This is a genomic window from Pseudoxanthomonas sp. 134C1 (assembly GCF_057773065.1).
In genome coordinates this window covers 97786-123622 of the sequence record NZ_JBYMTH010000008.1, presented here as the reverse complement: position 1 = coordinate 123622, position 25837 = coordinate 97786, and the positions used below count along the sequence as shown (strand labels likewise).

Here is a 25837-nt window from a genome sequence, read left to right as displayed (position 1 = left end):
ATCCGACGATGCGTGCCGCCGCCCTTTTCCTCATCGCCGCGCTGTCGCTGTCGCTGGCCGCCTGTGGTCCGCGCATCAGCGCCGAACAGAAGGCGCAGGCGCTGCAATCCTTCGCCACCGTCGAGCAGGTGTTCCAGCATCCGCGTTGCAGCAACTGCCACATTCCCGGCGATCAGCCGCTGCAGTTCGACAGCCAGACCCCGCACATGATGAACGTGGTGCGCGGCCCCGAAGGCAAGGGAGCGCCCGGCCAGCCCTGCTCCACTTGCCATGGCGAAGCCAATCCGCCTGCCGGCTACAGCGCGCACGCGCCGCCGGGCGCACCGCACTGGCAACTGCCGCCGCCGGATCACAAGATGGCCTGGATCGGCCTGCCGGCCCACGAGTTGTGCGCGATGATCCAGGACCGCAAGCGCAACGGCGATCGCGACATGCCCGCGCTGATCAAGCACGTCTCCGAGGACAAACTGGTGCTGTGGGGCTGGAATCCCGGCGGGAACCGCGTCCCGGTGCCGGTTCCGCACGACCGGTTCGTCGCCGCCTTCAAGACCTGGGCCGACGCCGGCGCACCCTGCCCGTCGCCATAGCGGCGGATTCGCAGGCCTCGTGGAGCCGGGCGTGCCTCGCTGCTCTTCGCACGAACCCGCGCACCGCGCCCTCCCGGCGGTGCGCCATTTCCGGGCTGGCACCCCACGCGCCAGGCAAATCCCGGCTTAACCGTCATCTTTCTGTCATCGTTCTGCGATAGCAGCGACGGCCCCGCCGCCGGTAAGGTGCGCGACCGCTGTCCCTCCCCCCGATGATCGCCATGCTGCTGCGCCTGATCGCGCTGGCCTGCGTCTGCCTGTCGCTGGTCGGCTTCACCACTGCCCATCTGCCCGCCCTCTCGCTGGGCGAACGCCTGGCCGCGCCCGGCGGTGTCTCGCCGCTGCTGCCGCGCGATCGCATCGAGGCGATGTTCGCGCGCCTGCCGCATCGGGAAGGCTTCGTGCCGGTCAATGGCGTGCCGCTGTACTGGCGCGCGCTGGACCCGGGCGACTATGGCCTGCGCTACCGTTATGCCGGCGGCACCGCCGACAACCGGATGGATTTCCAGCTCGACTTCAGCGCGTCGGCGAAGCCGTCCACGCGGACGCCGCGCGGCACCGTCGTTCTGCTGCATGGCTGGATGATGGACGGCGGCTCGCTGCTGCCGTGGGCGCTGGAACTGGCCCAGGCCGGCTACCGCACCATCAGCGTGGATCTGCGCAACCACGGTCGCTCCGGCAACGCACTGTCCGGTTACGGTACCCGCGAAGGCGAGGACATCGTGGCGATGTTGCGCGCGCTGCGCGAGCGCGGCGAAGTCACCGGTCCGCTGCACGTGATGGGCGTGTCCTATGGCGCGGCCACCGCCATCTTCACCGCGCGCGATCTCGGCGTGCAGGCCGGCGGCGTGGTGGCGATGGAATCCTTCGACAACGCCGGCGGCGCGATCCGCGACATGGTGCCGCACATGCTCACACGGCCGGCATCCAACTGGCGCGATCGCCTCGCGCTGCCGCTGGCGCGCTGGCGCTACAGCGGTGACAGCCTCAACGTGGCCATCGCCCAGGCCGATCGCAAGCTCGGTCTGGACCTGGACAAGGTCGACGTCGGCGCGGCGCTGGCGCTGGCGCCAGCCTGCGTGCTGCTGATCCACGGTGACGCCGACCAGCACATTCCCGTCGCGCATGGCCGGCTGCTCGCGGCCGCGTCCAAGCGCGCGCGTTACCTGGAAATTCCCGGCGAGGATCACCTGAGCCTGCCGATGCGGCTGGACAGGTTGGCGCCGACCGTGATCGACTGGTTCAACCGCACGCCGACGGCGACGCCGGCCTGCCCGCAACCGCTGCCTCCCGGTCGCGCCTGAGCGCGACGCCTTATTCGGTGACCGTCGCCGGTACCACCGGTCGCTGACGCGAACGCCACAGACCATCGGCGGCGAAAATCAGCAGACCGGTCCAGATGGCGGCGAAGCCGAACGCCTGCGCGGCGCCGAAGGGTTCGCGGAACACGAACACGCCGATCAGGAACTGGATGCTCGGCGCCACGTATTGCAGCAGGCCCACCACCGTCAGCGGAATCCGGCGCACGCCATAGGCGAATCCGATCAGCGGAATGGCGGTGACCACGCCGCCGAAGATCAACAGCAGATCGATCTTCCACCCCCAGCCCTGCAGGAAACCGCCGCCGTGGCCGTTCTCGCCCCAGACGACGAACGCCAGCGCCGGCAGGAACAGGTACAGGCTTTCCACGCCCAGTCCGGCCACCGCGTCGACCGCCACCAACTTGCGCACCAGGCCGTACATGCCGAACGACAAGGCCAGCCCCAACGCGATCCATGGCGGCGAACCGGCCTGCCAGGTCAGCCAGGCCACCCCGGCCAGGGCGAAGCCGACCGCGATCCATTGCGGACGGCTCAGCCGTTCGCGCAGCACCATCACGCCCAGCAGCACGTTGAGCAGCGGATTGATGAAGTAACCCAGACTGGTCTCGACCACATGGCCGGCATTGACCGCCCAGATGTACAGGCCCCAGTTGAACGCAATCAGCAGGCTGCTCAATCCCAGCGCGGCGAACGCGCGCGGCTGGGCGCGGACGGCGCGCACCCAGCCCAGGCCGTTCTTCAGCACCAGCCAGCCCACCACCAGCAGCGCGCTCCAGACGATCCGGTGGGCGATGATCTGGAACGAGGGCACGACCTTGAGCAGGTGCCAGTACAGCGGCACCACGCCCCACAGCACGAAGGTCAGGGTGGTGATCACCAGCCCCTTGCGATCGATGGCGGCGTGGCTCATGCGCGCTTCGCCTTCGCCAGGGTGATCACCACCACGCCGAGCAGGATCATCACCATCGCGCCCAGGTCATGCGCGCTGAAACTCTCGTGGGCGATCCACGCGCCCAGCGCCACCGCGATCACCGGATTGATGTAGGCATAGCTGCCGGCCACCGCCGGCCGCACGTTGTGCAGCAACCAGACATAGGCGCTGAAGGCGACGATGGAACCGAACAGCGCCAGGTAGCCCACCGCCAGCGTGCCCTGCAGGGTCGGCCACCGGGTGAAGCGTTCGCCGATCAGCGCGCCCACCACCAGCATGATCACGCCGCCGCAGATCATCTGCGCGGCCGCCGACATGAACGGCGACGGCAGATCACGGCCACGGCTCCACACCGAACCGTAGGCCCAGGCGATCGGCGCGATCAGCAGCATGATCAGGCCCTTCGGGCTGGCGGTCAGCGCGCTGCCGGAGTTGAGCCAGACCACGCCGAGGAAGCCGATCACGATGCCCGCCCATTCGGCGCGGCTGGGATGCTGTCCGCGCATCGCGCCGAACAGGCCCATCCACAACGGCATCGACGCCACCGCGACCGCCGCCAGGCCGGAAGACACGGTCTGCTCGGCCACGCACACGAAGCCGTTGCCGAACAGCAGCAGCGCCAGCGCCATGAAGGCCAGGTTCTTCCATTGCGCGCGGGTTGGCGCGGCATAACCGCGCCAGCGCAGCACCGCGTACATCAGCGTGCCGGCGACGATGAAGCGGCCACCGGCCATCAGCAGCGGCGGATAGCCGCCTTCCAGGGCCAGGCGGATACCGAGATAGGTGGAGCCCCAGACGACATAGACCAGGGCCAGTGCGACGACGACGGCGACGCCGCCGCGCGCGGGCGCGGCGGTGCTGGAAGTGGAGGAGTTCATGGGGGAAGCGCCAAGCGTATTGAGGCTTATTCTAGGACAGCGCCGAGGGCCACGGCGTGACACCTCCATTGAAAGGTTTCACGGTCCGCCTTGCATCTGGCTCAAGTCTCCTTGCCCCGCCTTTGCAGGAGCGACGCAAGTCGCGACCGCAGCCCGTCCGCCCCCCTTCGGCTTTTACCCCGAAAGAACCCGGCATCATCCACCACACAGAGGCCACCCCAACAAAAAAACGCGGCCCGGAGGCCGCGCTTTTCCATCTCTCCGGAGCCACGTCCGACTCAGTCGGCCCAGCGCCCCGGACCGGTGGATTCCGGCAGCACCTGCGCCGACAGCTTGCGGTCCTGGTTCAACACGCCGATGGCGTCGCCGAGGATCGCGGCCGATTCACGCAGCAGCGGATCCGGACGCTTGTCGACCAGCTTCTCCCGGGCGGCGTCCTTGACGATGTCGCGCTCGCTCGCGCCCAGGCCGTCGTCGGCCAGATCATCCGCCAACGGATCCAGGGTCAGCCCCAGCGCCTTGCGCTCGGCCTGGCGGGTCTTGCGCAGGGTGTCCTGCTTGTCGCGCTCGGCGCGGCGCTCGGCCTCGTTGAGCGAGACGTATTTCTTGGCCGCCTCGGCGCGGAACGTCGCCACGTCCTCGGTCCACCACTGGAACTCCTTGTCCCTGGCGACGCGGGAGGCATGCAGGGCTTCCAGCTTCGGCAGCAGCGGCGCGAAGTTGCCGTACTGGGTGTGCGGCACGGCGGCGATGCGGGTCCACGGCAGCGCGTTGTCGTAGGTGCTCTCGCCGTACTCGCTGGCGTCCACGCTCACCGGGAAGGCGAGATCAGGCACCACGCCCTTGTGCTGGGTGCTGCCGCCGGCCACGCGGAAGAACTGGGCGATGGTCAGCTTGACCTGGCCGAAGCGCGCGGTCTCGTTGGCCGGCCAGCGATCCAGATCGACCATGTTCTGCACGGTGCCCTTGCCGAAGCTGGTCTCGCCGATCACCAGGCCGCGACCGTAATCCTGGATGGCGCCGGCGAAGATTTCCGAAGCCGAAGCCGAACCGCGGTTGATCAGCACCGCCAGCGGACCGTCCCAGGCGACGCCCGGCTTGCGATCGCTGTTGACGGTCACGCGACCGCCGGATTCGCGCACCTGCACCACCGGACCCTTGTCGATGAACAGCCCGGTCAATTCGACCGCCTCGTCCAGCGAACCACCGCCGTTGCCGCGCAGGTCCATCACCACGCCATCGAGGTTCTGGGTCTTGAACTGCGCCAGCAGCTTGGCGATGTCGCGGGTGGCCGAGGTGAAGTCATTCGGATTGCGGCGACGGCCCTCGAAATCCTGATAGAACGCCGGCAGCTTGATCACGCCGATGCGCCGCTGCGGCTCGCCGCTGGCGGCCGGCAGGGTGATGGTCTCGGCCTTGGCCGCCTGCTCCTCCAGCTTGACCTTCTGGCGGGTGATGGTGACCTGGGCGTGCTTGCCGTCGATGCCGGATTCGACCGGGATGTATTCGATGCGGACCTGGGTGTCCTTCTTGCCGCGGATCTGGGCGACGACGTCGTCGATGCGCCAGCCGATCACGTCGGTCATCTGGCCGGACTTGCCCTGGCCGACCGCGACGATGCGATCGCCGACCTTGAGCTTGCCGCTCAGATCCGCCGGACCGCCGGGGACGATCTCGCGGATCGCCACCAGATCGTCCTGCCGCTGCAGCACCGCGCCGATGCCTTCCAGCGACAGCGACATCGACTGGTTGAAGTTCTCGGCGGTGCGCGGGGTGAAGTAATCGGTGTGCGGATCGATCGCGCTGGTATAGCTGTTGAGGAACGCCTGGAACACGTCCTCGCTCTTGAATTCGTCGACCGTGCGCTGCAGGTTGGCGTAGCGCTTGTCCAGGGTCTTGCGGATGTCCTCGGGCTTCTTGCCGGCCAGCTTGAGACGCAGCCAGTCGTTCATCACCGACTTCTTCCAGATCGCGTCCAGCTCCTGGGTGCTCGCGGCCCACGGCGCGTCCTTGCGGTCGTATTCCCACCGCTGGTTGCCGCTGAAGTCGAAATCCTGCTTGAGCAGCGAGCGCGCATAGGCCACGCGCTGCTGCACGCGCTGACGGTAGATGGTGAAGACGTCGTAAGCCGGATCCAGCTCGCCGCTGCGGATCGCATCGCCCATCCGCGCCTGGTAGGGCGCGAACTTGGCCACGTCGGCGGCGGTGAAGAACTGCTTGCCGCCGTCCAGCGCTTCCAGATAGCGCTTGAAGATGTCGGCCGACAGCGTCTCGTCCAGCGCGCGCGGGCGGTAGGCGTAACGGCTGTCCGACAGCAGGCCGTAGACCAGTTTGGAGGTGGTGGCCTGATCCGCGGTGGGCGCGGTCGGCAGCGCGACGCGGTTGTCGCCATCGCCGCGCGCCAGCAGCGCCAGCGGCGACGCCAGCGCCAGGGACAGCAGGAGGACGGCGGGGACTTTCTTCACTTTCATCGGGTACTCGCGGCCAGGTGGCCTTGCTGGAACGGCGGGGAATCTGACAGTCAGACAGTGCCCAAAGTTGCGGCGCTTGTCATCCCTGTCTTTCGGCAGGCGGAAGGGCCTGCCGGAGAGACCCTAACCCCGCGTCCGTAGAGAAAAGTGAACCTGTTTCGGCTGGCCGTCCGTCGGCCGCCAACGGTTCAGCCGGCAGCCGTGTTGCGGGCGCTGGCCGCGGCCTCGGCGGCCTGGCGGTCGGCGTGGTAGGACGAGCGCACCAGCGGGCCGGAGGCAACGTGGCTGAAGCCCAGTTCGTTGCCGTAGAGCTCCAGTTCCTTGAATTCTTCCGGCGTCCAGTAGCGCATCACCGGGTGATGGTGCGCGGTGGGCTGCAGGTATTGGCCGATGGTGACCATCTCCACGTCGTGCGCGCGCAGATCGCGCAGGGTTGCCTTCACCTGCTCCATCGTCTCGCCCAGGCCCAGCATGATGCCGGACTTGGTGGGCAGCTCCGGATGCTGCTGCTTGAACTTCTGCAGCAGGGTCAGCGACCACTGGTAGTCGGCGCCCGGGCGGACATTGGGATACAGGTCCGGCACGGTCTCGATGTTGTGGTTGAACACGTCCGGCGGATTCACCGCCAGGATTTCCAGCGCCCGGTCCATCCGGCCCTTGCCGCGGAAGTCCGGGGTCAGGACCTCGATCCGGGTGCCGGGCGAATGTTCGCGGATGGCGGCGATGCAGTCGACGAAATGCTGGGCGCCGCCGTCGCGCAGATCATCGCGATCGACGCTGGTGACCACCACGTACTTCAGGCCCATGTCGGCGACGGTGTGGGCCAGGCTGAGCGGCTCGGAGGCGTCCGGCGGCTTGGGCCGGCCGTGGGCGACGTCGCAGAACGAGCAGCGCCGGGTGCAGACCTCGCCGAGGATCATGAAGGTAGCGGTGCCATGGCCGAAGCACTCGTGGATGTTCGGGCAGCTGGCCTCCTCGCACACCGTGACCAGGCGGTTCTCGCGCAATTTGGCTTTCAGCCGCGCGACCGAACCGTCGCTGGGGATGCGCACGCGGATCCAGGAGGGCTTGCGCAGCACGGGCGCATCGGCGAACTGCACCGGCGAACGCGAAATCTTGTCGCCACCCAATTGCTTGACGCCCGTTTCCAGCGGGGCGGAGGCAGTGGCGGGGGCGGTGGAAACGACCTGGAGGGGAATCTGGCGCGGGGAGGACTCGTTCATGGCGTGAATTCTACGCCTCCCCCACCCCACCAACAGCCGCCCCCACCGGAATCCAGCGTCACAAGGACACTCGCCCTTGCGAATCCCCAATCCCGAATCCCAAATCCCAAATCCCAAATCCCAAGCATAAAAAAAGCCCGCAATGGCTAGGCCAGTTGCGGGCTTGCTCCCTCCCCCACGTCGGGATGCGGGGCCATCGTGAAGGAGCGGTTACCGGGCTTGCACGCTGCACTGCAAAACAGAACCGGACAGTACATTTGGGCGTGGAACCCGCTTTTCGCCAAAAGCCTTGTGCCGCTTGAATGTTACCGATGCCAGACCAATTTCGGCTGCGATCCTGTAACCGCTTTCACGGTTCACGCGCCTGAAACCTGAATAGGGGCCAAACCGTTCAGCTGCGCAAAACGGCTTCAACGCAGCAGATCCGGCTGGCCCTGATACCACTCCCGGGCCTTCGCCAGGTGCCAGCGACGGGCATTGTCCTGCAATTCCAGCCCCGCGCTCAGCACGCCCCAGCGCGCGTACAGCTGGCCGTTGCGGCGCTGTCCCTGCAGGCGCAGCCGGGCCTGCAGGTCGAAACGGTCGTTGCTAGCCTTCACCCGGTCCAGCACCAGCACGTCGTCGCGCCACTGCACCCGGCCGTCGGCCCGGGCCTGGCCGGCGTCGACCAGCCGGTAGACCCATTTGGGGTAGTCCTTCTGGCGGGAGAACAGCGCCAGCAGGAAGCCAACGTCCTTCATCTGCACCGCCGCGCTGCCGCCGGCGCTGAGCGGGCGGTCCACGTCCAGGCGCGCGCGATCCAGCCGAAGCTTCGCCCACCAGCCGCTGCGCGCGTCGCCGCCGGGTTCGCGGAAGCCCAGATTGCGGAACTGCACGGTGCTGCCGTCGGCGACGAACGCGCGCCGCCTCAGATCCGCGCGGCGCAGCGCCAGGCCGATGTCCACATCGCCGCGCAGATCGATCCCGGCCAGGTGCATCCGCGCGTTGCGCCCGGTGATGCGCAGGCGACCGTGGCCGACATCACCGGCCGTATCCAGCGACAGATCGCCGCTGAGAAAACCGGCGCCGCCGTCGAAGCGCATCTGCCGGCGCGGCAGGTACGGGTTGTAGACGCGCAGATCCGGCACGTTGGCGTTGTCGAACACCACCCGTCCGCGCACGGTATTGCGCAAATCCTGCAGTTGGCCATCGGCATCGAGAAACAGGCGCAGGTTGCGGCCCTGCACATAGGGACGCTCGGGCGCGCGCACGGAAGCGACGTGGAATTGCTCCATCACCGCCTGCAGGCGCGGCACCAGTTCGCCTTTGGGGCCGGCGTCGAGGCGGATGTCGGCGTGGGCGCGGCCGCGGATGCGGTTGCCCATCACATCGGCGACCGCGTCCACCTCCGGCACGCCGATGCGGCTGCCGGCCGCCAGTTCTCCGTTCACCACCTGCACGTCGGCATCCACGTCGCCGGCGCCATCCAGGCGCAGCCACGGCGTCTGCGGAAACAGACTGGTGATCCAGTGCAGCGAGGAGAAGCGCCAACGCCCGATCACATGCCCGGAGGCACGTGGCAGCAGGGAAGGGAAATCGCCCAGCGGGATTTCACGCCCGCGCAGGCGCAGATCGGCGTCCACCGACATCCGTCCCCCGGCCAGCGGCGGCGCCTTCACCCGCAAGGCGATATCGCGTTGGCCCACCGCCAGCGCGATGCCCAGCGCATCGGCGCGGCTCGCGCCCGCGGCGTCGTGGCCACCCACCGGCATGCTCCATTGCAGGCGGCTGCCGGGCGTGAGCACGCCCCGGGAAAATCCGAGATCGATGTTGGCCTGGCCGCGCCCGGGCACCAGCGCCAGGGTGACGCCACCCGGCACCGGCGTCACGTCCAGGCCACTCGTGGTGCCACGCAGCTTCAGCCGCGCATCGGTCCTGAACAGTTTGCGCACGCCGGGGGCTTCCTCGCGCCGGTGCTTCGCGATCGCGAAGGTGGCCTCCAGTTCCGCGTCGCGCAGCACTTCCTCGCCGTCGCGCACCAGCCGCGCCTTGTGGAAACCCGCCTGCGAAGGCAGCAGCTCCATCGGCCCGCCCCGCAGTTGCTTGACGAAGCCGACGCTCGCGCTGCCTTGACCTTCCAGCCGCAGTCCATCGAACTCGCCGCGGGTCACGCTGTCGCTGGCGATGCGGTCGAAACGCAGCACCCAACCGCCGTCGGCGGGTGGCGGCACCGGCAACTCCTGTTCCGCGCGATGGACGCCGCCGGTCACGCCGTCGGCCTGCACCACCGGCACATGCAGTTCCCGCCGCAGCAGCGGCCACAGCGCGATCTCGCCCCGCACCGCGCGGGCCTGCGCCTGCCAGGCGATGCGTCGCACCTGCCCCTGCAACTTCACCTCGCGCAGGCTGACCTGGCCCGGCCACCAGCTGTGGCCGCCCGCCCAATGCATCTGGAACTTCTCCGGCTTGCGGTTGAGCGTGCGCTCGCCCCAGGCGGTGTTGATCCACAGATTGGCCGCGGCCAGGTACAGCGCATACATCGCCAGCAGGGCCAGGGCCAGCCGCAGCGACCAGCGGCGCGCGGCGTTTCCGCGGGAAGCATTCCCGTGATTCGACGTCCTGTTCATGCGCACAGCATGCCCGAACGCCCGGGCACGGAACATCGCACGCCGTGTATTCCCCGATGGTCCTGGCCCCCTGACCGGGCCCGCGGGCGATAATGCGCGCTTTCCGCTTTCTGGTTCCGCTCCCCGCATGTCCAGCGACCGTATCCGCCATCCGCGCCTGCGCGGGCTCGTTGTCTCCGCCGAAGCCGCCGCCGCGCACATCCAGCCCGGCGAGACCGTGGCCATGAGCGGATTCACCGGGTCGGGCTATCCCAAGGAGGTGCCGCTGGCGCTGGCGAGCCGGATCGATCGCTGGCACGCGGAAGGACGCGGTTTCCAGATCCGCCTGCTGACCGGCGCGTCGACCGCGCCGGAACTGGACGGCGCGCTGGCCAAGGTCGACGGCATCGCCCTGCGCCTGCCGTTCCAGAGCGATCCGGACACGCGCCAGCGCATCAACGCCGGCACGCTGGAATACATCGATGCCCACCTGAGTCATGTCGCCCAGCACACCTGGTTCGGTTTCTACGGGGCGGTCGATACCGCGGTGGTGGAGGTCTCGGCCATCCGCGAGGACGGCGCGCTGGTGCCATCCACATCACTGGGCAACAACAAGACCTGGCTGGACCTGGCCCGCAAGGTGATCGTGGAGGTCAATGACTGGCAGCCCGAAGGCCTGGACGGCATGCATGACATCTACTACGGCACCGCGTTGCCACCGCACCGCAAGCCGATTCCGCTGATCCATCCGGACGATCGCATCGGCGACACCGCGCTGCGCTGCGACCCGGACAAGATCGTCGCGGTGGTGCGTACGCATGGCCCGGATCGGAACAGCCCGTTCAACCCGGCCGACGCGACCAGCGAGCGGATCGCCGCGCATCTCATCGAGTTCCTGCAACACGAGGTGAAGCAGGGCCGGCTGCCACCCAACCTGCTCCCGCTGCAATCCGGCGTTGGCAACATTCCCAACGCCGTGCTGGCCGGCCTGTCGGCCAGCGGCTTCCGCGATCTGACCGCATTCACCGAAGTCATCCAGGACGGCATGCTGGACATGCTGCGCGACGGCGTCCTGCGCAGCGCCTCGTGCACCGGCTTCGCGCTGAGCCCCGAAGCGAACGAGGTGTTCAAGCAGAACATCGGTTTCTACCGCGATCGCATCGTCATGCGCACGCAGGAGATTTCCAACCATCCGGAACTGGTGCGCCGGCTCGGCTGCATCTGCATGAACGGGATGGTGGAAGCGGACCTGTACGGGAACGTCAATTCCACCCACATCATGGGCTCGCGCATCCAGAACGGCATCGGCGGTTCCGGCGACTTCGCCCGCAACGGCTACCTGTCGATCTTCCTCAGCCCCAGCACCGCCAAGGGCGGCGGCATTTCCTCGCTGGTGCCGATGGTCAGCCACGTGGACCACACCGAGCACGATGTCTCGATCATCGTCACCGAGCAGGGCCTGGCGGATCTGCGGGGACTCTCGCCCAAGCAGCGCGCGCGCGTGCTGATCGCGCAGTGCGCGCATCCGGACTACCGCGACCAGCTCACCGACTATTACGAGCGCGCCCTGCACGCCAGCTATGGCCGCCACACCCCGCACCTGTTACCCGAAGCGCTGTCATGGCACCAGCGATGGCTGGAGACGGGCAGCATGAAGGCCTGAGGGAAAATTCCCCTCGGTCCCCCTTCTTCGAAGGGGGAGGCAAAATCATCGTTGTCGAGGGAATCAGTCCCGCGCGGTTTCCGTCGCGTCGAACGCCACGCTGTACGCCACCGCGCCCCGCGGCCAGCTGCCGTCGAAGGTCAGCGCCATGAAGTACTCGGCCGGCGCGCCTTCGTAACGCAGGTCGGCATCGTTCGCGAAGCCGAAGCGCGCGTAGTAACCGGGATCGCCCAGCACCACACAGCCACTAGCGCCGGCCTGGCGCAGCCGGGCCAGGCCGGCCTCGATGAGCGCGGCGCCCACGCCGGCGCCCTGCCTGTCCGGCGCCACCGCCACCGGTCCCAGGCCATACCAGCCCGAAGCGCCGTCTGCGATGCCCACCGGCGAGAACGCCACGTGGCCGATCACCCGACCCTCCTGTTCCGCCAGCAGCGACAAGGTCAGTTCGCCGCGCGCGCGCAAGGCATCGACGATCGCCGCCTCGGTGCCGCTGGCGTGTTCGGCGCCCGTGAACGCCTCCGTGATCAGAAGGCGGATGGCGGGCGGGTCGACGGGGGTTTCGGAGCGCAGTGCGTAGGCGATCATGGCGACGGGTGGGCAAACGGAGCCGGCATTTTCACATCCGGCTCTGCTAAAGTGCGCCCCGGACGCAGGAGAGCGGAGCCGCACGGCTCCCGCCGAAGGCGCAGGCTCCCATAATCGCTCAGGCCCGGTTGCCGTCAGCAACCATCCACTGCGTCCACTAACGCCGATCTGGAGAGAGGTCTTCGATGACCCGCCGAAGGGGCAAGCGGCCCACGCCGCCGAACTCTCAGGCAAAAGGACAGCGGGAGCGGCACCGGATTCCGGTCATGAACTGAGCGTTCCAGCCCACGCGCCTGCGCGCGTGGACCGCGTGCGCGCACGTCGTGCCGGCTCCCGCCACCTCCCGCCGGAACCTTTCCATGCTGCTCTCCCTGATCTACCTCATCGCCATCACCGCCGAAGCCATGACCGGCGCGCTGTCCGCCGGCCGCCGGCGGATGGATCTGTTCGGCGTCGTCATCATCGCCTCGGTCACCGCGCTCGGCGGCGGTTCGCTGCGCGACATCGTGCTGGGCCACTACCCGCTGGGCTGGGTGAAGCACCCCGAGTACCTGGGCTACACCATCGGCGCGGCCATCGTCGCCACCTTCGTCGCACGCTGGATGCACCATCTGCGCCAGGCGTTCCTGTGGCTGGATGCGTTGGGCCTGGTCGCCTTCACCTTGATCGGCTGCGCGATCGCGCGCGAGGCCGGGCATGCACCGATCATCGTGGTGATCGCCGGCATGCTCACCGGCACCTTCGGCGGCGTGCTGCGTGACGTGCTGTGCAATGAGATCCCGCTGGTGTTCCAGAAGGAACTGTATGCCAGCGTGTCTTTGCTGACCGGCGGGGCCTATCTGATCCTGTTGCACGCCGGGGTGAACGAATCCACCGCCACGCTGGGCTGCCTGGGCGGTGGCTTCCTGCTGCGGCTGATGGCGATCCGCTACAACTGGGACGTGCCGAAGTTCGTCTACCGCGATGAAATTCACTAGGCGACGCGGTTCGCGCCGCGCAGGAGCGGCCCCGGGCAGCGCGCCGGCGATCCCGGGAGAGGGGAGCGGATCACCCGCGCGCCGGAGCCACTCCTGCGGCCCCTCATCCTTCCGTCTAGGCCGCCTGTGACACGTTGCGTTCGCGACGGCGGCGCACGGCGGCCGCGAGGCGCTCCAGCACGGCGACCGAACTGTCCCAACCGATGCAGCCATCGGTGATGCTCTGCCCGTAAGCCAGCGTCTGGCCGGACACCAGGTCCTGGCGACCGGCGACCAGATGGCTTTCGATCATCGCGCCGATGATGCGGGTCTCGCCGGCTTCGATCTGCGCGGCGATGTCGTCGATGACCGCCGGCTGGTTCTCCGGGTTCTTGAGGCTGTTGGCGTGACTGGCGTCGATCATCAGGCGCGGTGCCAGGCCCGCCTTCGCCAGTACCTGGCTGGCCGCCTCGACGCTGTCCGCGTCGTAGTTCGGCGCCTTGCCACCGCGCAGGATCACGTGGCAATCCGGGTTGCCGGTGGTGGCGGCGATGGCCGAACGGCCTTCCTTGGTGACGGCCAGGAAATGGTGCGGATGCGAGGCCGCGTTGACCGCGTCGGCGGCGATCTTCACGTTGCCGTCGGTGCCGTTCTTGAAGCCGACCGGACACGACAGGCCGGAGGCGAGTTCACGATGGATCTGGCTCTCGGTGGTGCGTGCGCCGATCGCGCCCCAGGCCACCAGATCGGCGATGTACTGCGGCGAGGTGGTGTCCAGATATTCGCAGCCGGCCGGCAGGCCGAGGCGATTGATGTTGCGCAGCAGTCCGCGCGCCAGGCGCAGGCCTTCGTTGATGCGGAAGCTGCCGTCCAGGCCGGGATCGTTGATCAGGCCCTTCCAGCCGACCGTGGTGCGCGGCTTCTCGAAGTACACCCGCATGACGATTTCCAGTTCGCCGGTGAGCGCGTCGCGCAGCGGGCGCAGGCGCTGCGCGTATTCCATCGCCGCGATCGGGTCGTGGATGGAACAGGGACCGATCACCACCGCCAGGCGGTCATCGCGGCCATGCAGGATCTCGTGCAGCGCCTGCCGGCTGCGGGCGACGGTCTCGGATACGGCTTCATCGCATGGCAGTTCCGCGATCACCTCGGCGGGAGGCGTGAGCGGTTCGAGCTTGCGGATGCGCAGGTCGTCGGTGTGGGGGGCCATCGGGAAATCTCCAGGTTCGGTGTCTGTTTCGATGTCGCCAGCCCTGGAAGCAAAAAAGCCGCCAGGTTCGCTGGCGGCTTTCGGGAATGCGTCTGAACGTTTCGTCAGGGTGAGCGCAGTCCTTCCTCCGCCAGCGGCATCGGAAAGTAGTACCAAAAGTAAAAGCGGGCGCGGGACGCGTTCATTGGGGTGCATTGATAACACAGGTTTGGCCCGACGCAAAATGTTTCATCTGCAAGCACCCGCCTCCCCCTCGTGGGAGCGACATGAGTCGCGAGCTTTTGCCTCCAGAGCCCGCGCCGTTCCTGAAGGCTCGCAACTCATGTCGCTCCTACAGGGGGACCGTGAAGCGGGTCCCGCATCGATGCGCCGGGCGGGTCGGCCTTCAATCTCCGTCCCGGAGCGGGCTGCCGCCTTGCCGCAGCCGGTACTGATAGGCCTCGTTGGTCAACCAGCGCACTTCGGGAGCGCCGTCATCGTCCTCGCTTTCAAAAGCCTCCAGCAGATCAGGGTCAAAAACCTGCCGGGTCGATTCTGATGCCGCATCCTCGATCCGGCAGGCACAGCGCTCCTCCCCATCGACCTGGACGACATTGTGGAAAGCCGCCAGGTATTTCGCCTCCAAACCGCCATGGACATGGACGAATTCGCCCTCCTCCACCAGTGAGATCACCGCCAGGTCGCCTCCCACCACCATTGCGCAATCGTTGCCCGCGTTGAGGTAGGCATGGCGCAGGTGGACATCGCCGCGCACCACCAACGCTCCCGTGCAGATCAGCGTGTCCGCCCGCAAGCTTCCGAGCACGATGAAACCGCCGTAGTCCATGAACGGCGTGATTTCCAGGCAGTCCTCGACGATGAGATCGCCGTCGACGATCAAGCAGTCGTAGTCGTCGTCTTCGGTGGAGGAGAACGCGGCCAGATGCAGATCGCCCAAGTGCCAGTGGATGCGGGTGGGTTCGGGCACTGTGGTGGCCGCTTCCACATTTCGGCTTCCCTCGCGCAGAGTGGCGAGAAGGTGCCCCGCTTGATGGAAGCCGGCTTCTTCCACCTCCCGCAGGCCCGCTTCGAAATCCGCCACGAGATCCGGGTGTTCACGCTGAAATTCGTCCCAACTGAGGTCATCGGTCACTGCATCGATCACTTCCCGGGCCGCGTCTGTGACGCTTCCGGCCGAAGCGGTGATACGGGCCAGGGCTTCATCACGGCCGAGTCGGGGGAGATGATTGATCCGCATACGTGGGTTCCGGGGGGGAGGTACCGTCCACTCTCCCGGCAACGCGGGCCGGACACCATAGGAATCGACCTGGAAGTTCGCGCCCGACTGCATGGGCACCTATGCGGAGGCCAGCGCCTGCAGGTGGGTCGCCAGATCCTCGCCCGCGCCCGCCGCGTTGACAGTGGTGAAATAGCCATGCCAACCGCTGGCGGTGATGCCGTCGATCAGTTGCCGCACCGCCGTCGCGTCGGCGCAGCGCCAGACCGCGAAGTAGTCCGCCAGGACCGCATGCGGCAGCGTGCGGTCGATGCGTCCCATCACCAGCGGTGCGATCGCTTCGGCATCGAACGCTTGCATGCCGGCGCCGATGCCGGCGAAGAACGCCGCGCGGCCGCTGGCGTCCAATGCGTGCCAGGCGGGGGTGGCGCTGTAGAACTCGATCAGGGTATGGGACATGCGGTGTCTCCTTTTGGGCGAATCAGTCCAGGTTGCGCGATGCGCGTTTGCGGATATGGGCGTTGGCAGCGCCGGGATGCTGCTGTTGCCATCGCGCGACCAGCGCGCGCACGAACGCCGGCCGGGTCTTGCCGGCGTCGTTGAGCCAGTTGCCAACCGAATCCTGCACGTAGCGCGAAGGATCCTCGGCGAGCGCTTCCAGCAGTGGCAGGGCGTGCTCCGGCGATTGCTTGAACAGACCGATGTGCGCGGCCCACACCCCGCGCGGGCGCAGCGCTTCGCAAGCATAGCGGCGCAGGTTCGGCGAGGCCGCGTGCGTCCACGGCAGCAGGCGCGCCAGCGCCGCCAGCGGATCGGCGGCAATCGCCGGGCGCACGGCCAGCCATGCCCATTCGCGCACGCCGAAATGATCGTCGTCGGCCAGCGGGCGCATGTGGTCCAACTGTGCCGCCAATGGCCATTCCGGTTCGCTGGCAATCAGATGGCAAGCCCAGCCGCGCACGGTGTCAGACGCGTGACCCCGCCAAGCGCGCGCGTCGCCGGCGCCATGGCTGCGGAGCAAGTGCACCGCCAGCGCCATCCGCGTGGTGATGCCGCCACCGCCGGCCGCGCGCATCGCCTCGATGGCGGAGGCCGGCAACATGGGCGCGACCGTGGCCAGCAGGATCGCGAAATCGACCGCCAGGCATTCGGACAGATTTGCGCACGCGGCGGTCCCCGCGTTCAACCGGCGCAGGCGTTCGGGGTCGGGCCGGCGCGCCACGCTCACGGCGCGGCCGCGCCGGCGTCGGTGCGCAGCCAGACCCGCCGCAACAGCGTGCTCAACTGATCGCGCTCGCGGGGCGAGAACCCGGCGAACAGCGACGCGATCCAATCCGCGTGCTGCTGGAACAACCGCCCCGCCAGGCGGCGGCCGGCCGGTGTCAGCACGACGTCGACACGGCGCTTGTCCTCGCGATCGCTCCGGCGCTGCAACAGGCCTTCGCGCTCCAGTCCGTCCAGCAACCCGGTGACGGTGGCGCGGGTGACGCCCGCGCGCTCGGCCAGTTGATGCGGCGACAGCGCTTGGCCGGCGCCATGCAGCAAGAACAGGACTACGAAACGTCCCTCGCTCAGCCCATGCGGCGCCAGTCGCGTCGCGCAATCGCGATCAATGGCGGCGGCCAGCGACAACACCTGGAAGCACAGCCGCAGGCCATCGACATCGGCCTGCCCGTGTCGTCGGGCTTCGTCCAGCAACGCCTGGTGCTTGTTCTCGAGCATGCCGCGCCCCTTTTGATTAGGCGCCTAATTATATGGATGCGCGCGAGCATGTCCAGCGCGCGTCCGCGCGATTCGGGAAAACCAAAGAAAAACCCCGCCTCGCGGCGGGGTTTTCCGGTGTCGCGGTACTGCGTGGAAAGCCGGATCAGAAATCCATGCCGCCCATGCCGCCCATGCCACCGCCCGGCGGCATCGCCGGCTCATCCTTCTTCGGAGCCTCGGCCACCATCGCTTCGGTGGTGATCATCAGGCCGGCGATGGATGCGGCGTTCTGCAGCGCGGTGCGGGTGACCTTGGTCGGATCCAGGATGCCGAACTCGACCATGTCGCCGAACTCGCCGTTGGCGGCGTTGTAGCCGAAGTTGCCCGAACCGTCCTTGACCTTGTTGACGATCACGGAGGGCTCTTCGCCGGCGTTGGTGACGATTTCGCGCAGCGGGGCTTCCATCGCGCGCAGGGCGATCTGGATACCGTGGGTCTGGTCTTCGTTGATGCCCTTCAGGCCTTCGATGGCGGCCTTGGCACGGATCAGGGCGACGCCGCCGCCCGGGACCACGCCTTCCTCGACGGCCGCACGGGTGGCGTGCAGGGCGTCTTCAACGCGCGCCTTCTTTTCCTTCATCTCGACTTCGGTGGCGGCACCGACCTTGATGACGGCCACGCCGCCGGCCAGCTTGGCCACGCGCTCCTGCAGCTTCTCGCGGTCGTAGTCCGAAGAGGTCTCTTCGATCTGCGCCTTGATCTGCTTGATGCGCGCTTCGATGGCGGAGGTGTCGCCGGCGCCGTCGATGATGGTGCTGTTTTCCTTCGAGACCTGCACCTTCTTGGCGCGGCCCAGATCCTTGATGGTGGCCTTCTCGAGCGACAGGCCCACTTCCTCGGAGATCACGGTGCCGCCGGTCAGCACGGCCATGTCTTCCAGCATCGCCTTGCGACGGTCGCCGAAGCCCGGAGCCTTCACGGCCACGACCTTGACGATGCCGCGGATGGTGTTGACGACCAGGGTCGCCAGCGCTTCGCCTTCCACTTCCTCGGCGACGATCAGCAGCGGCTTGCCGGCCTTGGCCACGCCTTCCAGCACGGGCAGCAGGTCACGCACGTTGGAGATCTTCTTGTCGTGCAGCAGGATGAACGGGTCATCCAGGTCGGCGGTCATCGACTGCTGGTTGTTGACGAAGTACGGCGACAGGTAGCCGCGGTCGAACTGCATGCCTTCGACGACGTCCAGCTCGTTGTCCAGGCCCGAGCCTTCCTCGACGGTGATCACGCCTTCCTTGCCGACCTTCTTCATCGCGTCGGCGATGATGTTGCCGATCGACTCGTCGGAGTTGGCGGAGATGGTGCCGACCTGGGCGATGGCCTTGTCGTCGGCGGTGGGCTTGCTGATCTTCTTCAGCTCGGCCACGGCGGCGATCACGGCCTTGTCGATGCCGCGCTTCAGGTCCATCGGGTTCATGCCGGCGGCGACCGCCTTGGAACCTTCGCGGATCAGCGCCTGCGCCAGCACGGTGGCGGTGGTGGTGCCGTCACCGGCGTTGTCGGAGGTCTTGGAAGCGACTTCCTTGACCATCTGCGCGCCCATGTTCTCGAACTTGTCGGCCAGTTCGATTTCCTTGGCGACGGAGACGCCGTCCTTGGTGATGGTCGGGGCGCCGAAGCTCTTCTCGAGCACGACGTTGCGGCCCTTCGGGCCCAGGGTGGCCTTGACGGCGTTGGCGAGCACGTTGACGCCGCGCACCATGCGCGAACGGGCGTCTTCGCCGAAACGGATATCCTTGGCAGCCATTGCGATTACCTCAATTCAAATAGGGGTTGGAAAAAGGATGCGGAGTCCGCGGCTCAGCCGAGGATCGCGAAGATGTCGTCTTCCTTCACGACCAGGTAGTCGGTGCCGTCCAGCTTCACTTCGGTGCCGCTGTACTTGCCGAACAGGACCTTGTCGCCGACCTTGACCTTCGGGGCGCGCACATTGCCGTTGTCCAGGACCTTGCCTTCGCCGACGGCGACGACTTCGCCCTTGATCGGCTTCTCGGTGGCCGAGTCCGGAATCACGATGCCGCCAGCGGACAGCTTCTCTTCTTCCATACGCTTGATGACCACGCGGTCGTACAGCGGCTTGATATTGCTCATTTCAATCCTCTTTAAGTGATTGATTGGACTGGGAAAGGGGCGGCGATGTTAGCACTCGGGACGTATGAGTGCCAGCAACGCGGGCAAACGAATCCCGGCGAACCGGGATTGCACCGAGATGGGGCCCGGCCCGGGCCTTTCAAGAGCCGGCCTCGGAAAAAGTTTGGACCGGGGATCAGGGAGGCGTCTGCGATAATCGTGGGCCTATGTCCGTCCTGATCGCCTTCTGCACCTGCCCCGACGCCGACAGCGCCCGCCGCCTGGCCGGGACGCTGGTGGAAGAACGGCTGGCGGCATGCGTGAACCTCCTGCCCGGCATGACCTCGGTCTACCGCTGGCGGGACGCGGTGGAAACCACCGACGAGGTCCAGCTGATCATCAAGACCACCGCCGCGCGCCTGCCGGCGCTGGCGGCCCGGCTGGCCGAACTGCATCCCTACGAACTCCCCGAACTGCTGGCGGTCCAAGCCGCCGCCGGCCTGCCCGCCTATCTGGCCTGGGTGACGGCGGAAACGAGCGAGCCCCGAGAGGAATCCTGACCGATGACGTGGTTGTCCCGCCTGCTGGCCCTGGGCCTGCTGTCCCTCGCCTGCGCCGCGCAGGCCCAGATCCGCCCGCAGGACCTGCCGCCGGTCGACGAGGTGTTCGTTCCCAGCGTGACCGCGCCCAGCCGCGACCGCATCGAGGTCAACTGGAAAATCGCCGACGGCTACTACCTGTACCGGCATCGCACCGGGGTCGAGGTGAGCGCCGGCGGTTTCACCGCCAAACCGCTGCAACTGCCCAAGGGCAAGGCTTACCGCGACGAGTTCTTCGGCGACGTGGAAACCTACCGCGGCAGCCTGATCGCGGTGCTGCCCGGCCAGGCCGGCGCGGACACCGATACGGTCACCCTCAAGGTCAAGTACCAGGGTTGCGCCGACGCCGGCATCTGCTATCCGCCGCAGGTCCGCAGCCTCACCGTGAATCTGCCCGGCGGCGCGCCCGCGCCGGCCGCGAACGACACCGGCGGCTTCGTGCCGCTGGGCTCGCTGACCGGAGGCGGCTCGTCGCTGCTGGGTGGCGGCAAGGGCGCGGTCGATGCCGCGCCGTTGCCGCAGGATCGCGCCTTCGCGGTCGAAGCCATCGCCTTCGACGGCAATCAGCTGCTGCTGCGCTTCACCCCGGCGCGCGGCTACTACGTCTACCGCGATCGCACCTCGATGGCGCTGGAAGGCGCGCCCGGCATCGGCCTGCAGAAGCCGCGCTGGCCCAAGGGTCAGGCCTACCACGACGAACACTTCGGCGACGTCATCGTCTATTTCGACCAGGCCGAAGTGCCGGTGCCGCTGAACCGCGAACATGCCAAGGCCGCCAAGACCACCCTGCGGGTGACCTTCCAGGGCTGCCAGACCGGCGGCATCTGCTATCCACCGATGACCCGCCGGATCGCGCTGTCGATTCCGGCCGGCAAGGTGACGACGGCCGCCGAAGCCGCCGCCGGCACGGAAGCGCCGGCATCGCCGCCGGCGGCGAATGGCGCGGCGGTTGCGGATACCGCCGACACGGGCGCATCGACCACCGAAACGCCCGCCGCCCCCGACGCGGCCGCTTCCGGCACCACCGCCACCGACGTGCCACGCACCCTGCCGCCGGAAGACGCGCTGCGACGCGCCTCGGGCACGCCGACCAGTCTGTGGCTGGCGCTGCTGCTGGCGCTGGGCGGCGGCCTGATCCTCAACCTGATGCCGTGCGTGTTGCCGGTGCTGTCGCTGAAGGCGCTGTCGCTGGCCGGCGGCGATCGGCCGAAGGCGCGCGCGCTCTGGTACACCGCCGGCGTGCTGCTGAGTTTCCTGGCGGTCGGCGGCGCGGCCATCGCCCTGCGCGCGGCCGGGCAGGCGCTGGGTTGGGGCTTCCAGTTGCAGCAACCCCTGGTGATCGGCGTACTGGTGTATGTGGTGTTCGCGGTCGGCCTGAGCCTGTCGGGCGTGTTCGCCGTGGGTTATGGACTGGCCGGCACGGGCGACGGATTGACCCGCAGGCACGGTCCGGCGGGTGATTTCTTCACCGGCGTGCTGGCGGTGGTGGTGGCCAGCCCGTGCACCGCGCCGTTCATGGGCGCCGCGCTGGCGTTCGCGTTCGCCGCGCCGGTGCCGCTGGCGCTGCTGGTGTTCCTGATGCTGGGCGTCGGTCTGGCGCTGCCGTTCCTGCTGATCGGCTTCGTGCCGGCGCTGGCCAACCGGCTGCCGCGCCCGGGCGCGTGGATGGAAACGCTGAAGAAGGCGCTGGCCTTCCCGATGTATCTGACCGCGGTGTGGCTGCTGTGGGTGCTGGGCCGCCAGCGTGGCATCGACGCGGTCGCGCTGGTGCTGGTCGGCCTGGTGCTGCTGGCGGTGGCGGCGTGGTGGCTGCAGCGCCTGCGCTGGCGCGCCGCGCCGGTACAGCGCGCGCTGGCCGTGCTGGTGCTGGCCTCGGCCGTGGCGCCGCTGGTGATGGCGCATCGCCTGCCGCCGCCGGAACGCGCCGCGACCGTCGAGACCCGGGACAGCGTGGCCTTTTCGCCGGAACGACTGGCCGCGTTGCGCGCCGAAGGCAAGGTGGTGTTCGTCGACATCACCGCCGACTGGTGCGTGACCTGCAAGGCCAACGAAAAGACCGTCCTGGATCGCGCCCCCTTCCGCAAGGCGCTGGCCGACGCCAACGGCGTGCTGATGCGCGGCGACTGGACCAATGTCGATGCCACCATCACCGCCTATCTGGAACAGCACGGCGCGGTCGGCGTGCCGCTGTACGTGGTGTATCCGCGCAACGGTGGCGAGGGTGAAGTGCTGCCGACCGTGCTGACCCAGTCGATGATCGAGGACGCGCTGGCGAGGGCCGCGCGATGAAGGTCACCCCCGCGCGCGTGCTGTGGGTGGCGGTGGCCGCCGGCGCGCTCGGCCTGTTGGCCAGCCATGCCTTCGACAGCGGCTGGCTGTGGCGCACCGAACCGGGTCAGCAGGCATTGCAGACCGTCGTCAACGCGACCGCGCCCACACCACCGCCCGGCGTGGCGCCCGCGAAGGTGGGCGATCCGATGCCGAAGATCGCCCTGCCCGGCCCCGACGGCAAGACCCTCGATCTGGCGCGCTATCGCGGCCGTCCGCTGCTGATCAATGTATGGGCGAGCTGGTGTGGTCCCTGCATCAAGGAAATGCCGGAACTGGATCGCTTCGCCCGCGAGCAGGGCAGCGATGGCGTGCAGGTGATCGGCCTGGCGCTGGACACCGAGGAAGGCGTGAACGACTTCCTCGCCAAGGTACCCGTGCAATATCCGATCCTGCTGGACACACCCGGCCCGGCCGACAGCAGCGTCTGGCTCGGCAACGCCAAGGGCGTGCTGCCCTACACCGTGCTGGTGGGCGCCGACGGGCGCATCCTCAAACAGAAGATCGGGCCGTTCGTGGAAGGCGAGATCACCGGCTGGGCGGGCAAGCACTAAGCTTTGCCTTCCCCTTTTAGATTAGAGGGGGACCGAGGGGGATTTGCTCCTTCTTCCAGCACCACGCAAATCCCTCGTCACCCGCTGACCCTCTACTTCAACACCGCCTGCACATCCACGATGCCGACTCCCGGCACCTGCCCCAGCCACTGGTCGAACCACGGCTTGTGCGAGGCGCCCACGATGTTCAGCACGCGCAGACCGGGCCGATCGCGGACGGTCTCCAGGATGTTGGCGACCATGCGCAGGTTGCGGATTTCCCAGCCGTTGACCCAGATCTGCGGATAGTGCTGCGGCGACCGGGCGCGCAGCGGACCGCGCAGATTGTTCTCGGCATAAATCCACGACACTTCAGGCTGGTTGATGTAGCGATACAGCGGCAGCAGATCCGGTGCCCGCATCAGGCGGTCCTGCTCGGCGATCGCCTGTTCCAGCCGGGTGCGATCGGTTTTCCACGCGGCCATCACCGCTTCGCCGAAGGCCTTGGTGTCCGCCAGCTGGTGGCTGTCACCGGTGTGATCGTCGATCGGATGCACGCGCTCCAGCCCCAGGGTCGCTGCCAATCGCGCGCCGATCTGGAAACTCTCGTTGTTGCGCGTTTCCAGTTCCCGCAGCGTCTGCGCCAGCGCCTCGTCCAGCCCGTCGCCAGTACGGCGCTCGGCCGCCGGCAGCCGCAGCCACTGCACATAGGCCGACGCCGGATCGCTGGCGGCCAGGAACAGTGCGGCCAGATGTCGGCGCTGCGCGGGCGTCGGGTTCGCCGGCCAGGCGGCCAGCGCCTTGTTCACCCCGGCGATCGCGGCGGGGATGTCCAGGCCCGTGGCCGCCCGGGCCTTGTCCGCGCCGCGGCAATAGTCCTCGCCATAGACGGTGGGATGACGCGCGGCCAGATCGCACTGCTCGCCGCCAATCGCCTCGATGGTGATGACCTGCGGATTGAACGCCGCCAGCCTGTCCAGCAGCGGTTCCAGGCCTTCGCCCTTGAACTCCTTCCGCTCCCTCAGGTGGACCGACCCCAGCACCAGCATCTGCGTCCGCGGCCCGACCATGTCGTCATCGAGCGTGGCCAGGTCGGTCTGGGCGTGGGCCAGGAACGGGGTCGCGCAAGCCAGGCAGGCGATCGGCATCATCCATTTGCGCATCCAATCCTCTCCTCGGCGTCATGTTGGTCGAGGTCGGATGCATGAAGTGCCTCGAAGGTTTGGACCACCCGGATCGTCTGCGAACATGCCGCGAACGGGCCCGTCATTCCGTCAGCACGGAGGCTTCCGGACCCAGGCGTCCGCAATCGGCCGGAAAGGCCCAGGCTCCCGGGGTTCAACCCCGACGCGCGACCGCCATGCCCGGAGGCCCGTCCGCCAAGCCTGACGGCCCAACTGGAACCAAATTCAAACATCCGTTTAAAACGCCGGCAACTTCGGCGATCTGGACAGGATTGCCTGCTTCGCGCAGACTGCCGCCCTCCCGTCGGAGCACCCATGGCTAAACTGCTGGTCCTGCATGGTCCCAACCTCAACCTGCTCGGCACCCGCGAGCCGGAGGTATATGGCCATGCCACCCTGGCGGATATCGACGCCACCCTGCTCGCGCAGGCGACGGCGGCGGGCCACCAGCTCGAAAGCCTCCAGTCCAACGCCGAGCACCTGCTGGTGGATCGGGTCCAGGCGGCCCGCACCGATGGTACCGGCTTCATCCTGATCAACCCGGCCGCCTTCACCCACACCTCGGTCGCCCTGCGCGACGCGCTGGCGGCGGTGGCCTTGCCCTTCATCGAAATCCACCTGTCCAATCCGCACCGCCGCGAACCGTTCCGCCACCACAGCTATTTCAGCGATCTGGCGGTCGGGGTGGTCTGCGGATTCGGCGCCGATGGTTACCGCTATGCGATGGACGCGGCACTGACCCGGCTGGCGGCCGCCTCCGCATGATGGCCCTGCCACGCATCCTTGCCGGCGTCGTGCTGTCCGCCTGCCTGTGCGGCGGCGCCGTGGCAGCCGACCGCAGCGCCGAGGGTATCGATTGCGCACACCCGGTCGGCACGGTGGACGGGGACCTGTGCGCCTCCGATCTGGCGGCCGAAGCCGACGCCGAACTCAACCAGGTTTACGCGCAGGCGCGCCAGCAGTTGCGCGCGCAGGTCGCCGACGGTTCCTGCACGTACTGCGCCAGCGCCGAACAGAAGCTGGTCCTGGCGCAACGCGCCTGGATGCAACGGCGCGACAACGACTGTGACGCGGTCTACGCGTTCCATGCCAACGGCTCCTCGCGCAACGGCGCGCAGATGCACTGCCTCACCACCCTCGCGCGCGACCGTACGCGGCAGCTGCGCGATTTCTACGAACTGCTTTGACCCAGGCGCAACGCGCCCGCCACCACATTGACATCAAGAACCAAGAGGCCCCTATGGATCTCCGCAAAATCAAGAAACTGATCGACCTGCTGGAAGAGTCGAACCTCGCCGAAATCGAAATCAAGGAAGGCGAGGAATCCGTGCGCCTGGCGCGCGTGCCCAAGGGCGGTCTGGTCGCCGCCGCGCCGGCGCCGGTGTACGCCCCGGTCGAGACCCGTCCGGCCGCGCCGATGCCGATGAGCTCACCCACCGAAGCCTCCACCGGCGGCGCCGCCAAGGCCGGCGGCAACCTGCCGGAAGGCCACGTGATGCGCGCGCCGATGGTCGGCACCTTCTACGCCTCGGCCTCGCCGGACAAGCCGGCGTTCGTCACCGTCGGCCAGGCCGTCAAGGCCGGCGACACCCTGGCGATCATCGAGGCGATGAAGATGTTCAATCCAATCGAAGCCGACGTCTCCGGCACCGTGCAGGCGATCCTGGCCGAGAACGGCCAGCCGGTCGAATTCGATCAGCCGTTGTTCGTGATCGGCTGATCGACGGGAATCGGG

Annotated in this window: 24 protein-coding genes and 2 riboswitches; of the genes, 10 read left to right on the top strand and 14 right to left on the bottom strand. The window is 67.9% G+C overall.

Annotated elements, in window-relative coordinates; all coding sequences use genetic code 11:
- Window positions 1-8: 8 nt before the first annotated feature.
- Window positions 9-587 (top strand): hypothetical protein, encoded by a 579-nt coding sequence (locus AC3DEZ_RS15100; protein ID WP_447104572.1) that lies wholly within the window; start codon window positions 9-11, stop codon window positions 585-587.
- A gap of 224 nt (window positions 588-811) precedes the next feature.
- On the top strand, window positions 812-1891 hold the full coding sequence (locus AC3DEZ_RS15095) for an alpha/beta hydrolase family protein (RefSeq protein ID WP_488389006.1): 1080 nt from the start codon (window positions 812-814) through the stop codon (window positions 1889-1891).
- 10 nt (window positions 1892-1901) lie between these two features.
- On the opposite strand, the gene rarD is transcribed toward AC3DEZ_RS15095, so the two are convergent.
- The 5 genes from rarD to AC3DEZ_RS15070 all read right to left on the bottom strand — a co-directional run bounded on the left by rarD (window position 1902) and on the right by AC3DEZ_RS15070 (window position 10018).
- Window positions 1902-2819: an EamA family transporter RarD gene (gene rarD, locus AC3DEZ_RS15090; RefSeq protein ID WP_447104571.1), complete on the bottom strand. Its 918-nt coding sequence runs from the start codon at window positions 2817-2819 to the stop codon at window positions 1902-1904.
- Window positions 2816-3718, bottom strand: coding sequence for a drug/metabolite exporter YedA (gene yedA / locus AC3DEZ_RS15085; protein WP_488388941.1), 903 nt, complete (start codon window positions 3716-3718; stop codon window positions 2816-2818). The genes rarD and yedA overlap by 4 nt, the downstream gene beginning before the upstream one ends.
- A gap of 278 nt (window positions 3719-3996) precedes the next feature.
- The gene (locus AC3DEZ_RS15080; protein WP_488388940.1) at window positions 3997-6189 is read right to left on the bottom strand and encodes a carboxy terminal-processing peptidase; all 2193 of its coding nucleotides are present in this window, start codon (window positions 6187-6189) and stop codon (window positions 3997-3999) included.
- 188 nt (window positions 6190-6377) lie between these two features.
- A complete protein-coding gene (lipA, locus tag AC3DEZ_RS15075; RefSeq protein WP_488388939.1) occupies window positions 6378-7412 on the bottom strand; it encodes a lipoyl synthase in 1035 nt (344 codons plus the stop codon).
- Window positions 7413-7822: 410 nt separating this feature from the next.
- Complete coding sequence (locus AC3DEZ_RS15070; protein ID WP_488388938.1) at window positions 7823-10018, bottom strand: AsmA family protein; 2196 nt, start codon at window positions 10016-10018, stop codon at window positions 7823-7825.
- Between the two features lie 127 nt (window positions 10019-10145).
- Here AC3DEZ_RS15070 and scpC point away from each other — a divergent pair, with 127 nt between their 5' ends.
- A complete protein-coding gene (scpC, locus tag AC3DEZ_RS15065; protein ID WP_488388937.1) occupies window positions 10146-11660 on the top strand; it encodes a succinyl-CoA:acetate CoA-transferase ScpC in 1515 nt (504 codons plus the stop codon).
- A 63-nt stretch (window positions 11661-11723) separates the two neighbouring features.
- On the opposite strand, the gene AC3DEZ_RS15060 is transcribed toward scpC, so the two are convergent.
- Window positions 11724-12245: a GNAT family N-acetyltransferase gene (locus AC3DEZ_RS15060; RefSeq protein WP_488388936.1), complete on the bottom strand. Its 522-nt coding sequence runs from the start codon at window positions 12243-12245 to the stop codon at window positions 11724-11726.
- A 55-nt stretch (window positions 12246-12300) separates the two neighbouring features.
- Window positions 12301-12393, top strand: a riboswitch (glycine riboswitch).
- 10 nt (window positions 12394-12403) lie between these two features.
- Window positions 12404-12495: riboswitch (glycine riboswitch) on the top strand.
- Window positions 12496-12604: 109 nt separating this feature from the next.
- Here AC3DEZ_RS15060 and AC3DEZ_RS15055 point away from each other — a divergent pair.
- Window positions 12605-13222, top strand: a complete 618-nt coding sequence (locus tag AC3DEZ_RS15055; RefSeq protein WP_488388935.1) for a trimeric intracellular cation channel family protein — start codon at window positions 12605-12607, stop codon at window positions 13220-13222.
- A gap of 115 nt (window positions 13223-13337) precedes the next feature.
- On the opposite strand, the gene AC3DEZ_RS15050 is transcribed toward AC3DEZ_RS15055, so the two are convergent.
- The 7 genes from AC3DEZ_RS15050 to groES form a co-directional block, all read right to left on the bottom strand.
- The gene (locus AC3DEZ_RS15050) at window positions 13338-14411 is read right to left on the bottom strand and encodes a 3-deoxy-7-phosphoheptulonate synthase (RefSeq protein ID WP_488388934.1); all 1074 of its coding nucleotides are present in this window, start codon (window positions 14409-14411) and stop codon (window positions 13338-13340) included.
- Between the two features lie 385 nt (window positions 14412-14796).
- Window positions 14797-15648, bottom strand: a complete 852-nt coding sequence (locus AC3DEZ_RS15045; RefSeq protein ID WP_488388933.1) for a hypothetical protein — start codon at window positions 15646-15648, stop codon at window positions 14797-14799.
- 99 nt (window positions 15649-15747) lie between these two features.
- Window positions 15748-16086: a DUF6616 family protein gene (locus AC3DEZ_RS15040; protein ID WP_488388932.1), complete on the bottom strand. Its 339-nt coding sequence runs from the start codon at window positions 16084-16086 to the stop codon at window positions 15748-15750.
- 22 nt (window positions 16087-16108) lie between these two features.
- Window positions 16109-16849: a DNA alkylation repair protein gene (locus AC3DEZ_RS15035; RefSeq protein WP_488389005.1), complete on the bottom strand. Its 741-nt coding sequence runs from the start codon at window positions 16847-16849 to the stop codon at window positions 16109-16111.
- A gap of 2 nt (window positions 16850-16851) precedes the next feature.
- Entirely contained in the window at window positions 16852-17349 is a 498-nt protein-coding gene (locus tag AC3DEZ_RS15030) for a MarR family winged helix-turn-helix transcriptional regulator (protein WP_488388931.1), read from the bottom strand.
- Between the two features lie 145 nt (window positions 17350-17494).
- On the bottom strand, window positions 17495-19135 hold the full coding sequence (gene groL, locus AC3DEZ_RS15025) for a chaperonin GroEL (protein ID WP_183641000.1): 1641 nt from the start codon (window positions 19133-19135) through the stop codon (window positions 17495-17497).
- Window positions 19136-19188: 53 nt separating this feature from the next.
- Complete coding sequence (groES, locus tag AC3DEZ_RS15020; protein ID WP_183640997.1) at window positions 19189-19479, bottom strand: co-chaperone GroES; 291 nt, start codon at window positions 19477-19479, stop codon at window positions 19189-19191.
- 206 nt (window positions 19480-19685) lie between these two features.
- Here groES and cutA point away from each other — a divergent pair, with 206 nt between their 5' ends.
- Genes cutA through AC3DEZ_RS15005 form a run of 3 tightly spaced genes read left to right on the top strand, consistent with a single transcriptional unit; the run spans window position 19686 to window position 22939 of the window.
- Window positions 19686-20018, top strand: coding sequence for a divalent-cation tolerance protein CutA (gene cutA / locus AC3DEZ_RS15015; protein ID WP_249889567.1), 333 nt, complete (start codon window positions 19686-19688; stop codon window positions 20016-20018).
- 3 nt (window positions 20019-20021) lie between these two features.
- On the top strand, window positions 20022-22346 hold the full coding sequence (locus tag AC3DEZ_RS15010; RefSeq protein WP_488388930.1) for a protein-disulfide reductase DsbD family protein: 2325 nt from the start codon (window positions 20022-20024) through the stop codon (window positions 22344-22346).
- Window positions 22343-22939, top strand: a complete 597-nt coding sequence (locus tag AC3DEZ_RS15005; protein ID WP_488388929.1) for a TlpA family protein disulfide reductase — start codon at window positions 22343-22345, stop codon at window positions 22937-22939. The genes AC3DEZ_RS15010 and AC3DEZ_RS15005 overlap by 4 nt, the downstream gene beginning before the upstream one ends.
- A 92-nt stretch (window positions 22940-23031) precedes the next feature.
- Here the strand turns inward: AC3DEZ_RS15005 and AC3DEZ_RS15000 are convergent, their stop codons facing one another.
- Window positions 23032-24069, bottom strand: a complete 1038-nt coding sequence (locus AC3DEZ_RS15000; RefSeq protein WP_488389004.1) for a DUF5694 domain-containing protein — start codon at window positions 24067-24069, stop codon at window positions 23032-23034.
- A 348-nt stretch (window positions 24070-24417) separates the two neighbouring features.
- On the opposite strand from AC3DEZ_RS15000, the gene aroQ reads away from it, so the two are divergent.
- The 3 genes from aroQ to accB are packed head-to-tail and all read left to right on the top strand — an operon-like array spanning window position 24418 to window position 25822.
- Window positions 24418-24867 (top strand): type II 3-dehydroquinate dehydratase, encoded by a 450-nt coding sequence (gene aroQ / locus AC3DEZ_RS14995; protein WP_488388928.1) that lies wholly within the window; start codon window positions 24418-24420, stop codon window positions 24865-24867.
- Window positions 24867-25289, top strand: a complete 423-nt coding sequence (locus tag AC3DEZ_RS14990) for a lysozyme inhibitor LprI family protein (protein WP_488389003.1) — start codon at window positions 24867-24869, stop codon at window positions 25287-25289. Before aroQ ends, AC3DEZ_RS14990 begins: the two co-directional genes overlap by 1 nt.
- Before the next feature lie 53 nt (window positions 25290-25342).
- A complete protein-coding gene (gene accB, locus AC3DEZ_RS14985) occupies window positions 25343-25822 on the top strand; it encodes an acetyl-CoA carboxylase biotin carboxyl carrier protein (protein WP_488388927.1) in 480 nt (159 codons plus the stop codon).
- Window positions 25823-25837 lie beyond the last annotated feature (15 nt).

Bases quoted from the DNA above. Each gene is read 5' to 3' on its own strand.
- AC3DEZ_RS15100 (WP_447104572.1), top strand. From the start codon at position 9: ATGCGTGCCGCCGCCCTTTTCCTCATCGCCGCGCTGTCGCTGTCGCTG.
- rarD (WP_447104571.1), bottom strand. From the start codon at position 2,819: ATGAGCCACGCCGCCATCGATCGCAAGGGGCTGGTGATCACCACCCTG.
- yedA (WP_488388941.1), bottom strand. From the start codon at position 3,718: ATGAACTCCTCCACTTCCAGCACCGCCGCGCCCGCGCGCGGCGGCGTC.
- AC3DEZ_RS15080 (WP_488388940.1), bottom strand. From the start codon at position 6,189: ATGAAAGTGAAGAAAGTCCCCGCCGTCCTCCTGCTGTCCCTGGCGCTG.
- lipA (WP_488388939.1), bottom strand. From the start codon at position 7,412: ATGAACGAGTCCTCCCCGCGCCAGATTCCCCTCCAGGTCGTTTCCACC.
- AC3DEZ_RS15070 (WP_488388938.1), bottom strand. From the start codon at position 10,018: ATGAACAGGACGTCGAATCACGGGAATGCTTCCCGCGGAAACGCCGCG.
- scpC (WP_488388937.1), top strand. From the start codon at position 10,146: ATGTCCAGCGACCGTATCCGCCATCCGCGCCTGCGCGGGCTCGTTGTC.
- AC3DEZ_RS15060 (WP_488388936.1), bottom strand. From the start codon at position 12,245: ATGATCGCCTACGCACTGCGCTCCGAAACCCCCGTCGACCCGCCCGCC.
- AC3DEZ_RS15055 (WP_488388935.1), top strand. From the start codon at position 12,605: ATGCTGCTCTCCCTGATCTACCTCATCGCCATCACCGCCGAAGCCATG.
- AC3DEZ_RS15050 (WP_488388934.1), bottom strand. From the start codon at position 14,411: ATGGCCCCCCACACCGACGACCTGCGCATCCGCAAGCTCGAACCGCTC.
- AC3DEZ_RS15045 (WP_488388933.1), bottom strand. From the start codon at position 15,648: ATGCGGATCAATCATCTCCCCCGACTCGGCCGTGATGAAGCCCTGGCC.
- AC3DEZ_RS15040 (WP_488388932.1), bottom strand. From the start codon at position 16,086: ATGTCCCATACCCTGATCGAGTTCTACAGCGCCACCCCCGCCTGGCAC.
- AC3DEZ_RS15030 (WP_488388931.1), bottom strand. From the start codon at position 17,349: ATGCTCGAGAACAAGCACCAGGCGTTGCTGGACGAAGCCCGACGACAC.
- groL (WP_183641000.1), bottom strand. From the start codon at position 19,135: ATGGCTGCCAAGGATATCCGTTTCGGCGAAGACGCCCGTTCGCGCATG.
- groES (WP_183640997.1), bottom strand. From the start codon at position 19,479: ATGAGCAATATCAAGCCGCTGTACGACCGCGTGGTCATCAAGCGTATG.
- cutA (WP_249889567.1), top strand. From the start codon at position 19,686: ATGTCCGTCCTGATCGCCTTCTGCACCTGCCCCGACGCCGACAGCGCC.
- AC3DEZ_RS15010 (WP_488388930.1), top strand. From the start codon at position 20,022: ATGACGTGGTTGTCCCGCCTGCTGGCCCTGGGCCTGCTGTCCCTCGCC.
- AC3DEZ_RS15005 (WP_488388929.1), top strand. From the start codon at position 22,343: ATGAAGGTCACCCCCGCGCGCGTGCTGTGGGTGGCGGTGGCCGCCGGC.
- AC3DEZ_RS15000 (WP_488389004.1), bottom strand. From the start codon at position 24,069: ATGATGCCGATCGCCTGCCTGGCTTGCGCGACCCCGTTCCTGGCCCAC.
- aroQ (WP_488388928.1), top strand. From the start codon at position 24,418: ATGGCTAAACTGCTGGTCCTGCATGGTCCCAACCTCAACCTGCTCGGC.
- AC3DEZ_RS14990 (WP_488389003.1), top strand. From the start codon at position 24,867: ATGGCCCTGCCACGCATCCTTGCCGGCGTCGTGCTGTCCGCCTGCCTG.
- accB (WP_488388927.1), top strand. From the start codon at position 25,343: ATGGATCTCCGCAAAATCAAGAAACTGATCGACCTGCTGGAAGAGTCG.